We start from the raw sequence: 10,522 nt of genomic DNA, 5'->3' as shown, positions 1-10,522 counted from the left end.
TTAAGACGGAATAATTTGAACAAGATTTTGCACATTCCGAAATAAAGTGAAAAAAATAGCACATTATTTCAGATTTCCTCCCGGATTAATGTGGAAAAGAGTATCTGAAATATTGTGCTCGTTTACACTATTTCTAATTTTGCTAACTGGTAAGGATAGCCCGATTATATCATCAACAGGAACTGGAATAACACCATACTCAACCGTTACAAAGGGCTTATACGATTTCACCACTTGTTCAAAAAGCATCCATCGTTTTCTAAATAATTTAATCAATGGATACACCTCCTAATTAAAGCTATTATAATTAGAGGTAGTCTAATTACAAATAATTTTTTCAGTTTAGAAAAGGACTTGCATAGGGAGATAAAAGGTAATCCTTTTCTGTAATTATAAGAACATTCGTTCGAAAAAAACTTGTTTTCGAACAAATGTTCTTATATAATGTGTTTTAAAGGAGGGAGCTTAGGATGATAAAACAATTAGATAAAGCGTGGAAAGAAAAAAGACCTATAGAGATTGTTTATGTGAAAAAAGATGACTCTATATCCCAACGAACGGTTCTTGTGTATGCAGTAACAGACACATACATTAAGGCGTATTGTTTAAAAAAGAAGCAGCCACGCATTTTTAAAGTGGATTCCATCCTAGCTGTCTCCTTTAAATCGAAGTCATTTAAATTGTTTGCATAAAAAAGCTTTTCTTTTTGGAGAAGAGCTGTTTATTAATCCCGATTTATAAGAACTTCTATTCTTAAAAAGATATAGGCATTAATAGAAAGATGTTAATGTAAAAGGTGAAGTATTCCTAAATAAAATGTAAGAAAATCAGCAATTTAGTAAGGTTTCTTATGCGCTAGTTAGAATTATTTATTAAACATCTTTCTATGTGTAAATCTAGAAAAATAATATTCCACTTCTGTGCCGCTAGACATTCCTCTTAGTCCTTCAGCATATTTTAATAAAGATTAGTGTAAAAGCTCGGACAAGCTCTTTTTCCTTTCATACAATATATTGTAAGTGAAATTGATAATAGAAAGGAGCGAAAGAAATGGGTCGCCATAATAATAATAATAATGTGTTAGGTTCTAGTAATAATAATCATGGGAAAAAATGTCGAAATTGCGTTTCTCCAGTGAGAGATATCGTTCATCCTACTCAAACAGTTGTTCGAACAACAACAAATGAAAAAAGAATTCGTAATATTCACCCAACAGAAGTAATTAATGTAAATAGAACGGTAATTCGTAATGAAAATTATTTTCCAGTAACAGAAAGACAAGTGAACGAAACAGTTGTTGAAGACTTCGATTGTGGTACTGATGTAAATAATCCAAATAATTGCAGACCGAGAAGAAACTTCTTCTAATACTATGAAAGAAAAGGTACCCCAATAAACCAGGGTACCTTTTCGTATGCTATATGTATAATTAAAAGGATGATATTTTATGAAAAAAAGAAAGCACAAAAGTGCCTTCTTTTAACGAGATTAATATCCTCCCCAATAGGAAGCGCCAATGATGATTAACAAAATGAATAACACAACTAATAAAGCAAAGTTATTGTTGTAACCTCCACCGCTATAACAGTCTGACATATATGCCACCTCCTTCTACATGTTACACCATATCTTATGTACGAAAGATTGAAAGGGAATGGACAAGTAACTAACGAGGAGAATAAAAGGCTATTTGATTAGAGACTTTTGAACATAAATGGCTTACGGTTGGTGTAATGATAATATATATTAAATTGGAGACAGGGGGACAATCTTTTTCGAAAACAGCTTAATGGAAAGTAAATAGAAAAAGTGCCTCAAATTAAGGAATTTCAAGGACACTATCTATTAAATAGTAATAGATAATCTGTCAATGAGTACCAACATTTTGAGACACTTTCATACAGAAGATTAATAACCTCCTATATAAGATGCACCAATAATAACTAATAAAATAAATAATACTACGATTAATGCAAAGTTGCTTCCAAATGAGCCTCCATATTCAGACATACTAGTCACCTCCAACTATAGATTTACTATATAATATGGAAGTGATACTAGATGGTGTGGACAAGTTCATTATAATATGTACAAAAAGGTCTAAATAAAGAAATAAGTATATAAAATGTTATAGTCATTGTATGAAGGCATGCATGAATACCATAAGAAATAAAAAGAAGGATAACGCTTACATAATTTTTGAAAAATGAGTTGTCATTTAAAATGACAAAAAGCTAAAAGGATATGACTAATGTGTGCAAATATCTTCTAACATGGTAAATTGAGAATTATGAACAAGTTCTACCTTAAATACATTATAAATATCCCTAATTTCACAATAACCAGTATCATAGCAAAATAAAATTTTAAAGACTTTGCCTTTATACAATACGTTTCCTGACATTTTAATCCTCCTTGATATTAGGTGTACTTATATTGTTTTTCTTTCAAATACCCGCTAGATAAAACTCTTAAACCTATTTTTAAAAATATATTTTATTTTTGGACAATTTAAATCTAGGAATCAAAAAAATTCAATAAATTGTGATTGAAATAAGGCAAACACTATTTCTTTTCGTATTGGATTCCAGTTAAAATAGAAGGAGGGAGAAAATTTTTCCATTAATCTCGGTGTCTTATACTTATTTGCTAGTAAAAAGTGGACTTAGACCTAACTAATAGGTAAAAAGTAATGAAAAAATTATCAGAATTTTGTTAAATGGAGGAATCAATATGAAAAGAATTGCTGTATTCTGTGGTTCAAGTACAGGAGCTTCTAAAATTTATATCGAAGAAGCCGTTGCACTAGGAAAAGAATTGGCGAGACGTGATTTAGAGCTTGTATATGGCGGTTCATGCATTGGGTTAATGGGAGCTCTTGCTGATAGTATGGTGGAAGAGGGTGGCAAGGTATTTGGCGTACTCCCTGACTTTCTTCAAGAAAAAGAAATAGCCCATCCACATTTAAGTGAATTAATTGTCGTAAAATCCATGCATGAAAGAAAGGCAAAAATGACAGAGCTAGCTGATGGGTTTATTACACTTCCAGGCGGTGCGGGCACAATGGAAGAGTTTTTTGAAATCTTTACTTGGGCACAGCTTGGTTTACATAAAAAACCTTTAGGGATTCTTAATATCAATCATTATTATGATCCCCTAGTTGGATTAATTAATCATATGGCCAATGCGGAATTTTTACAAGAACAGTATCGGAACATTGCGATAATCGATTCTAATCCAGCACAATTGCTTGATAAATTTTCGACCTATACTCCCCCTGGAATAAAAACATTTATTCAGGTGAGTCAGTCTTAAGCTTCTTTTATACATAAAAATTACTTGGGGTTTGGAGGAGAATTGTGGTGTTACTTGTTCAAAAGTTTTATGACGTAAATGATTTCAAGCGGGTGATGCTGCCACTTTTAGAAAAAGAAGAAGCGGTTAATGGCTTGCCACTAGGAATCTTAATGAATATAAATGAGATGATTAAGCCTATCATTATGGCTGGGGTTTATAAGGATGAACAACCAATTCTTATGCTGTTTCAGACACATCCAAAACAAATAATCGTCTCTATTTTTCCAGGGATGACTCCATTGGAGCTACCGTTAGTAAGTAAATTAATTCATGAAAATATAGAAGAAATTCCTGGTTTCATTGGCGAGAAAGCAATTGTACAAGAGCTGGCTCAACATATTGCTACATTACGTCAAGTAAACGTTGTATTGGGAATGGATCAACGTATCTATCAACTAAAAGAAGTGAAAAAGAAGCCATCTAATGTTGGTCGTTTCAGATGGATAACAAGTAGAGATCAGGTGCTAATTCAACAATGGATTTATGATTTCGCTCTGTCCATTAATCAGCCGTTAGAAATGGAACAGGCAGGAATACGTGCAGAGGAGATTATTCAAGGTGGGAAACTTGCTGGCTGGGAAGTAGATAATCAGTTAGTTAGTATGGCAAATGCAAGCAGACCTACGAAGAATAATATAACGATTAATTTTGTGTATACGCCAGAATCTTATAGAAGAAAAGGCTATGCCACAAATTGTGTTGCAGAACTTTCAGAACGGTTGTTAAAGAGTGGATATTCATCTACTAGCCTCTATACAGATATCACAAATCCAACATCCAATAAGATATACATGGATATTGGCTATGAACCAATGAAAGATTCTATTTTGCTATTTTTTGAGAAGAAAAACTAACTTACTATTAATTTACTATTTCTGTATGATGAAAGGAGAAATGGGGAGTGGATGAAAGGTATCCAATTGGTTTATTTGAATATGAAAGACAGATTTCAGAGGAAGTTTTACATAGATGGATTTCAGAAATAGAGGAATATCCAGCTAAACTTGAGAAAACAATAGCCCTATTGACAGAGGAACAGTTAGATACTCCCTATCGACAAGACGGCTGGACAATTCGTCAAGTAGTACACCATGTAGCAGATAGTCATATGAACGCATATATACGGACAAAGCTTGCCTTAACTGAACAGAAGCCGATTATTAAACCATATGAAGAAGGACTATGGGCACAGCTTCCCGACTATACCATGCCTGTAAATGTGTCCATCCAATTGCTTTTCAATATTCATGCAAGATGGGTTCATTTATTTCGAGCTCTGCTTCAGACAAATGAATTAGAGAAGGAATTCCAACATCCAGAAAGTGGTACTCAATCTGTTCGATTATTAATTGGAAATTACGCATGGCATGGTCGTCATCACCTCGCTCATATTACGAATCTGTGTGAAAATAAAGACTGGAAAACGGAATAGTTGCTGTAAAAAAAAGGAGAGAATAAGAAATAATCTTGTACCTCCTTTTTTATTTGTTTAAAATAGGGGCTAAGTAAAAGTTAAAAGAACTAAAATGGTTGAAATTATTTTTTCTAATTTATTTCCTTATCTCATATACATATAAAGATTTGCAAGAAAAGATTTAAATTGTTTTTCTAATATCCGAAAAATATGAAATTAAATTACTGGCCAGAATACATACTTCATCCCAATATTTATCGATGAAAATGAGGAGGGAAACTGTGACATATATCGGAAAAAGTGTTTTTCGGAAAGAATCCCTTGAAAAAGTGACAGGAAAAGCAAAATATACAGCAGATTACTTAGCAAGTGATGCATTACATGTGGAGATGGTAAAAAGCTCGTATGCCCATGCTACTATTCGTTCAATTGAAATAGCAGAAGCCAAAAAGACAGAAGGGGTAAGAGCAATCATCCTTGGAGATAATTTACCTTTGATAGGAGAAGAAGTAATTGATCGACCTCCACTTGCTGTCAATAAAGTTCGATATTATGGAGAAGTCATTGCCTTAGTTGTCGCAGATACAATCCCCATTGCAAAGAAAGCAGCCCAACTTATTCACATCGAATATGAGCCCCTGACAGTTGTTAATTCTCCATTACAAGCACTAGAGAAAGATGCACCACGCCTTCATGACAATTTACTCGATTACAAGAAAGACGAAGGGATTTATCCTGTGGAAGGAACAAATATTATCAATCACACAAAGATTAGAAAAGGAGATGTTCAAGCAGAAATGAAGGAAGGGGAAGTGATGGTTGAATCCCATTTTTCTATTCCGATATCTGATCATTCTTCTATGGAAACAAGAGCAGCACTGTGTGAAATTGGAGAAAGCGGAATCGTCCGAATTATCACAAGCTCACAGGCACCTTATATGGTGAAAAAAATTATCAGTAGAGATTTTAAGGTGGAAACAGGAAAAGTAGTCGTAGAAACGCCATTTGTAGGTGGAGGTTATGGTGGAAAAGCTTCTGTTCACTTAGAAATATTTGCATACCTTGCATCAAAAGCAGTTGGTGGGAGAAAAGTACGTGTATTTAATACGCGTGAAGAAGATTTAACGGTTTCCCCAGTACATGTTGGCTTAGAAGCGACGGTTCAGCTTGCATGTACAGCGGAAGGCAAGCTGACTGCTGCAAAATTGAAATATGTGTTTGATGGCGGAGCATATGCAGATAAATCGCCTCATCTTAGTACAGCAGGTGCAGTAGATTGTACAGGACCATATAAAATCGATCATGTCTGGTGTGATGCTTTATGTGTGTATACAAACCATCCCTATGCAGCCCCATTCAGAGGATTTAGCCATGGAGAAGTCCATTTTGCTTTTGAAAGAGCGATGGATATACTTGCGAAAAAAATAGATATGGATCCTCTATATTTCAGAAAAATCAATGTCATTCATCCAGGTGATACGACTCCGACTCAAGTAGTGTTAACGAGCAGCAAAATAGGAGATGTAGAAAAATGCATAGATCGCTTAAGGGAATTAATGGAGTGGGAAAACGGTCAATTGGAAGCAATCTCTCAAAATAGGGTCCGTGTAAAAGGAATCTCATGTAGCTGGAAAAACTCAACAATCGGTCCAGCAGTTAGTTCTGGGGTAGTGCTCACCTTTAATTCAGATGGAAGTATCAATCTAATGTCTGGATTAGTCGAAATAGGCACAGGAACGAAAACGGTATTAGCACAAATTTTAGCAGAGCAAATGAAAATGAGTGTGGATCGAATACATGTGCGTATGGCTGTTGATACACAAACAGTACCAGAGCATTGGAAGACAGTAGCAAGTAGAGGAACGTTAATGGCAGGGAGAGCAGTGATGGCTGCAGCAGATGATGCCATTCGTAAACTGAAAAAAATGGGAGCGATTGTTTTAAGGGTTTCAGAAGATGATTTAGATGTAGCGAATGAAACGGTATTCTTACGAGATAACCCGAAACAATTCGTGCCATTTAAAGACATTGTGTATGGATATACCTATCCAAATGGAAATTCAATTGGCGGACAAATCATTGCAAATGGTAGTTACACACTGACAGGTTTAACTAATTTAGATCCAGAAACAGGTGCAGGAAATCCTGGTCCTGAATGGGCAGTAGCAGCACATGGAATCGAAATTGAAATGGATAGGAAAACATTTCGGTACAAAATTCTAAAAGCAATTACGGTCGTTGATTTAGGAGAAGTCCTTAATTACAAGGCAGCTCTTGGGCAAATAAAAGGAGCCATGAGTATGGGTATTGCCTGGGCAGGCAGGGAAGCTTTTTATTTTGATGAAAACGGTAGAGTTCTAAACCCCCAATTGAGAACCTATCGACCTTTAAGATTTGGTGAACATCCGCAATATGAAGTCGATGTTATAAAAACACCTCACTTAGAGGCACCATTTGGAGCAAGGGGAGCAGGGGAACATGGGTTGGTTGGCATTCCGGCGGCGTTAGGAAATGCCCTTTCGCATGCCATAAACACTGAATTGAAAAGTCTCCCACTTACACCAGAAGCTATTTGGAGACAATGGAAGGAGGCACATAATGGCATTTGAATATAAACAAGCTTCCACCATGGAACAGGCAATGCAAATATATGCAGAAACAAAATCGCAAAATAGACATCCAGCCTATTATGCGGGCGGTACAGAAATTATTACGCTAAGAAGAATAAACCAATTAAATGTGGATGTCACAATTGATATAAACAAAATAGCGGCATGCAATGTTCACCAGATGGAGGAAGAATACCTTGTAATCGGTTCCTGTATCACATTGACAGACGTAGAAGAAAGCAATTATTTTCCCTTATTAACAATGGTTTGTAAAGAAATTGCGGATCGAACAGCAAGAAATAAGATTACGGTTGGTGGAAATATTTGTGGTGAAATCTTTTATCGAGAAGCAGTACTGCCATTCCTTTTAACAGATAGTGTGTTGGTGCTTGCAAATGAATCTGGAATTAGAACAGAATTTATCCATCATGTATTTGAGGGGAAATTATTGCTTCAGACGGGAGAATTATTGGTGCAGGCTTTTATTGAAAAACGATATTTGACTCAAGAATATATAGCAATAAAAGTGAGACAGCAGTGGGAGACAGGGTATCCATTAATTACAGTAGCTGCACTAAAGATGGATGGTCAAATTAGAGTAGCCATCAGCGGATTATGCCCTTTCCCGTTTCGAGCATTTGAAGTGGAGCGCATAATAAATAATCAAAGCATGAGTAGAGAAGAACGAATCGATTTAGCATTAGCCCATCTCCCTTCCCCTATCCTTAACGATGTCGAAGGTTCAAATGAATACCGATTATTTGTACTTTCTGACCTTTTAGAAAAAATAATTGATCGATTGGAGGGAGTGTAATTGGCGGAAAGTAGACAAAATTTAGTAATCGTAAAACTGCGGATAAACGAGGAAAACCATTCAGTAGTTATTCCTCCATCGAAAACATTACTTGCTACATTGCGCGAAGACCTCTATTTAACAGGTGCGAAGCCAGGTTGTTTCAACGGAGATTGTGGTGCTTGCACCATAATTATGGAGGGGATGCCGATGAAATCTTGCTTAATGCTCGCAGTGGAAGCACAAGGCAAGGAGATTATTACGATAGAAGGACTGAATAATAGTCCCCTCCAACAAATATTTATCGAAGAATTTGCTTTTCAATGTGGTTATTGTACACCAGGATTTATTATGAATGGTCATGCACTCCTCCTTAATGAAGCTAATCCTAATAAAGAAAAGATTAAAGAATGGCTGGAATCCAATATATGTCGCTGTACGAGTTATGAGGAAATCGAAAAAGCGATTTTAAAAGCCATCGCTAATCGAAACGGATAAGGAAAATACCTCCTGCATAGCGAAGTATGCAGGAGGATGAAATTACATTTTTTGCTGCTTATTTTGGCTATTTAACGCATCTTCTTCCATCGTTTCAGCCATTCCATATAAACCATTCATTTCTTGTTCATCTGCATCCAATCCTAATTTGTTTTGCTGCTTTATATCTTTCGCATTTGGATCTTTCATCATTTTCTCTCCTTTCAAGATTCATTGCTTAGTTTGTGGAAAATGAATAATAATATGTGATAAATAGAACATTCTTATCTAGAAAGATGCTTTTTTATTGTTTCAAAAACAGCTTTTAAGAAAATACCTAGAACAATAAAGCCAATAAATGACTTTGTATGGGACCAATCTTCCCCTAATACGAACATTTTCCTAAGCATAAATAAAGGCTCAATAATATAGGAAAATAGGATGGACCAGCATAACGTGGCGAACAAAAAATTTTTCCAAGTGCTAAAATATTGATATACAAGCATGGCGGTGATAGGGATTACGACCAAATTAGCAGGAATAAGCGGGGTAATGATGGGGAGTAATTTGTCCGGATAGCTCCATAAGAGCATCTCTGTGCCCATAATGTCTAAGAGCATACATAAAGTGGCACAAACCATTCCATATGAAAACACCTCAAAAAAGCGATTTTTGTCTACTACTTTCCAAAAAATAAAATAAGGAATAATCGTTGATAGGAAAAGTATCCACCAATTAAAAGAAAATAAATCATGCTGTAACCAATGATCAAAGGATAGATGAAATAATTTTTCTTTTTCTTTATCAATTTCTACATTACTAGGGAAGTTTAATAAAAAAAAGTACATGGATCTCACCACTTTTACTCCTCCTAAATGGATAATAAAAAGGAAGATTTTATTAAATTAGTATGAATCAAAAATAGAAAATTATTAGTTTTTTTATGTATACATAAATTTACCAAATGAGGGGAAGTTAGAGAGTATTAAAGGTGGGGATATGGGATGAAGAAAAAGTGGAAAAAATACAAGGTATATATCATTGGATTATTTTATATTTTGTTTATTAATGGATTAATTGCAGCGAGCTATATCATTGGATTTAAAGAATTTAAAAAACTAATCAATTTTTAACAAAAATCATCACCAAAGTCACTTTTCATCGTAATGTTCCCTATAGGAATAGGATAAGGTATGGAAAAATATGATGAAAGGATAGGGGGTGGTTAAATGGCAGTCGTACGTGTTACTGATGCGGATATTGACTTATTGGCAAGACTTCTTCGTGCAGAAGCAGAGGGAGAAGGAGAATTAGGCATGTTATTAGTTGGGAATGTAGGGATCAATCGAATGAGAGCAGATTGTTCCGATTTCAAAGGTCTTCGCACTGTAAATGATATGGTTTATCAAGCCCATGCATTTGAAGCAACAACAAAAGGCTATTTTTATCAACGACCAAGAGAAAGTGAACGAAGATTGGCAAGGAGAGTAGTAAACGGAGAATCCTTTTGGCCAGCAAAATATAGTTTATGGTATTTTCGTCCTCCAGGTGATTGTCCTAATACCTGGTATAATCAACCACATGTAGGAAGATATAAACTACATTGCTTTTATGAACCAACAGCAGAAGAATGTGAAAATGTTTATAATACATTCTAAATGGAATAATTAGTTAAAAGGAGTCCTCTTTAGTGAAAAGGACTCCTTTTTTGTATGCTTATTAAAAGCTATAATTCCGATTCATTTGTATGAGTAAAATGTTTGTGGGAGAATAAATATCCTTTTTGTCTAGTTGGGGGACGAGTCCCCCAACTAGACAAAAAGGCCACCAAGCGAGAGCGCGGTAGCTGGAAAAAATTAAGCATTAAAAAAG

The 10,522-nt window shown here is 35.2% G+C and carries 16 protein-coding genes; 10 read left to right on the top strand and 6 right to left on the bottom strand.

What is annotated here, in order from left to right; translation table 11 throughout:
• Positions 1-63: 63 nt before the first annotated feature.
• Complete coding sequence (locus QQZ16_RS22025; protein WP_031539774.1) at positions 64-276, bottom strand: hypothetical protein; 213 nt, start codon at positions 274-276, stop codon at positions 64-66.
• Between the two features lie 194 nt (positions 277-470).
• On the opposite strand from QQZ16_RS22025, the gene QQZ16_RS22020 reads away from it, so the two are divergent.
• Together QQZ16_RS22020 and QQZ16_RS22015 are read left to right on the top strand one after the other, a co-directional pair.
• Positions 471-692 carry a WYL domain-containing protein gene (locus tag QQZ16_RS22020; protein ID WP_031539777.1) on the top strand — a complete coding sequence of 74 codons (222 nt, stop codon included), beginning with the start codon at positions 471-473 and terminating at the stop codon, positions 690-692.
• A gap of 358 nt (positions 693-1,050) precedes the next feature.
• On the top strand, positions 1,051-1,368 hold the full coding sequence (locus QQZ16_RS22015) for a CotD family spore coat protein (RefSeq protein ID WP_031539778.1): 318 nt from the start codon (positions 1,051-1,053) through the stop codon (positions 1,366-1,368).
• Between the two features lie 120 nt (positions 1,369-1,488).
• On the opposite strand, the gene QQZ16_RS22010 is transcribed toward QQZ16_RS22015, so the two are convergent.
• The 3 genes from QQZ16_RS22010 to QQZ16_RS22000 all read right to left on the bottom strand — a co-directional run bounded on the left by QQZ16_RS22010 (position 1,489) and on the right by QQZ16_RS22000 (position 2,404).
• Positions 1,489-1,596 carry a YjcZ family sporulation protein gene (locus tag QQZ16_RS22010; protein ID WP_081836718.1) on the bottom strand — a complete coding sequence of 36 codons (108 nt, stop codon included), beginning with the start codon at positions 1,594-1,596 and terminating at the stop codon, positions 1,489-1,491.
• Positions 1,597-1,908: 312 nt separating this feature from the next.
• Positions 1,909-2,010, bottom strand: a complete 102-nt coding sequence (locus QQZ16_RS22005) for a YjcZ family sporulation protein (protein ID WP_031539781.1) — start codon at positions 2,008-2,010, stop codon at positions 1,909-1,911.
• Positions 2,011-2,248: 238 nt separating this feature from the next.
• A complete protein-coding gene (locus tag QQZ16_RS22000; protein WP_192840935.1) occupies positions 2,249-2,404 on the bottom strand; it encodes a hypothetical protein in 156 nt (51 codons plus the stop codon).
• A gap of 329 nt (positions 2,405-2,733) precedes the next feature.
• Between QQZ16_RS22000 and QQZ16_RS21995 the strand changes: the two genes are divergently transcribed.
• The 6 genes from QQZ16_RS21995 to QQZ16_RS21970 all read left to right on the top strand — a co-directional run bounded on the left by QQZ16_RS21995 (position 2,734) and on the right by QQZ16_RS21970 (position 8,671).
• Positions 2,734-3,315: an LOG family protein gene (locus tag QQZ16_RS21995; RefSeq protein WP_031539782.1), complete on the top strand. Its 582-nt coding sequence runs from the start codon at positions 2,734-2,736 to the stop codon at positions 3,313-3,315.
• Positions 3,316-3,362: 47 nt separating this feature from the next.
• Positions 3,363-4,211 carry a GNAT family N-acetyltransferase gene (locus QQZ16_RS21990; RefSeq protein WP_031539784.1) on the top strand — a complete coding sequence of 283 codons (849 nt, stop codon included), beginning with the start codon at positions 3,363-3,365 and terminating at the stop codon, positions 4,209-4,211.
• A gap of 47 nt (positions 4,212-4,258) precedes the next feature.
• Positions 4,259-4,789, top strand: coding sequence for a YfiT family bacillithiol transferase (locus QQZ16_RS21985; protein WP_031539786.1), 531 nt, complete (start codon positions 4,259-4,261; stop codon positions 4,787-4,789).
• 263 nt (positions 4,790-5,052) lie between these two features.
• A complete protein-coding gene (locus tag QQZ16_RS21980) occupies positions 5,053-7,380 on the top strand; it encodes a xanthine dehydrogenase family protein molybdopterin-binding subunit (RefSeq protein WP_031539788.1) in 2,328 nt (775 codons plus the stop codon).
• Positions 7,370-8,194, top strand: a complete 825-nt coding sequence (locus tag QQZ16_RS21975; RefSeq protein ID WP_031539789.1) for an FAD binding domain-containing protein — start codon at positions 7,370-7,372, stop codon at positions 8,192-8,194. The genes QQZ16_RS21980 and QQZ16_RS21975 overlap by 11 nt, the downstream gene beginning before the upstream one ends.
• On the top strand, positions 8,195-8,671 hold the full coding sequence (locus tag QQZ16_RS21970) for a (2Fe-2S)-binding protein (RefSeq protein ID WP_031539790.1): 477 nt from the start codon (positions 8,195-8,197) through the stop codon (positions 8,669-8,671).
• Between the two features lie 42 nt (positions 8,672-8,713).
• On the opposite strand, the gene QQZ16_RS21965 is transcribed toward QQZ16_RS21970, so the two are convergent.
• Both QQZ16_RS21965 and QQZ16_RS21960 read right to left on the bottom strand, forming a co-directional pair.
• Complete coding sequence (locus QQZ16_RS21965) at positions 8,714-8,860, bottom strand: DUF4021 domain-containing protein (RefSeq protein ID WP_284561787.1); 147 nt, start codon at positions 8,858-8,860, stop codon at positions 8,714-8,716.
• A 74-nt stretch (positions 8,861-8,934) separates the two neighbouring features.
• On the bottom strand, positions 8,935-9,510 hold the full coding sequence (locus QQZ16_RS21960) for a CBO0543 family protein (RefSeq protein WP_231512601.1): 576 nt from the start codon (positions 9,508-9,510) through the stop codon (positions 8,935-8,937).
• Between the two features lie 144 nt (positions 9,511-9,654).
• Between QQZ16_RS21960 and QQZ16_RS21955 the strand changes: the two genes are divergently transcribed.
• Together QQZ16_RS21955 and QQZ16_RS21950 are read left to right on the top strand one after the other, a co-directional pair.
• On the top strand, positions 9,655-9,783 hold the full coding sequence (locus QQZ16_RS21955; RefSeq protein ID WP_268817968.1) for a hypothetical protein: 129 nt from the start codon (positions 9,655-9,657) through the stop codon (positions 9,781-9,783).
• A gap of 96 nt (positions 9,784-9,879) precedes the next feature.
• Positions 9,880-10,308, top strand: coding sequence for a cell wall hydrolase (locus tag QQZ16_RS21950; RefSeq protein ID WP_031539793.1), 429 nt, complete (start codon positions 9,880-9,882; stop codon positions 10,306-10,308).
• Positions 10,309-10,522: the final 214 nt, after the last annotated feature.

This window comes from Bacillus sp. T2.9-1, from assembly GCF_950097965.1.
GTDB classification, from domain to species: Bacteria; Bacillota; Bacilli; order Bacillales; family Cytobacillaceae; genus Niallia; species Niallia hominis.
This window is presented reverse-complemented; position numbering and strand designations above follow the sequence as displayed.

Bases quoted from the DNA above. Each gene is read 5' to 3' on its own strand.
- QQZ16_RS22020 (WP_031539777.1), top strand. From the start codon at position 471: ATGATAAAACAATTAGATAAAGCGTGGAAAGAAAAAAGACCTATAGAG.
- QQZ16_RS22015 (WP_031539778.1), top strand. From the start codon at position 1,051: ATGGGTCGCCATAATAATAATAATAATGTGTTAGGTTCTAGTAATAAT.
- QQZ16_RS22010 (WP_081836718.1), bottom strand. From the start codon at position 1,596: ATGTCAGACTGTTATAGCGGTGGAGGTTACAACAATAACTTTGCTTTA.
- QQZ16_RS22005 (WP_031539781.1), bottom strand. From the start codon at position 2,010: ATGTCTGAATATGGAGGCTCATTTGGAAGCAACTTTGCATTAATCGTA.
- QQZ16_RS22000 (WP_192840935.1), bottom strand. From the start codon at position 2,404: ATGTCAGGAAACGTATTGTATAAAGGCAAAGTCTTTAAAATTTTATTT.
- QQZ16_RS21995 (WP_031539782.1), top strand. From the start codon at position 2,734: ATGAAAAGAATTGCTGTATTCTGTGGTTCAAGTACAGGAGCTTCTAAA.
- QQZ16_RS21975 (WP_031539789.1), top strand. From the start codon at position 7,370: ATGGCATTTGAATATAAACAAGCTTCCACCATGGAACAGGCAATGCAA.
- QQZ16_RS21965 (WP_284561787.1), bottom strand. From the start codon at position 8,860: ATGAAAGATCCAAATGCGAAAGATATAAAGCAGCAAAACAAATTAGGA.
- QQZ16_RS21955 (WP_268817968.1), top strand. From the start codon at position 9,655: ATGAAGAAAAAGTGGAAAAAATACAAGGTATATATCATTGGATTATTT.
- QQZ16_RS21950 (WP_031539793.1), top strand. From the start codon at position 9,880: ATGGCAGTCGTACGTGTTACTGATGCGGATATTGACTTATTGGCAAGA.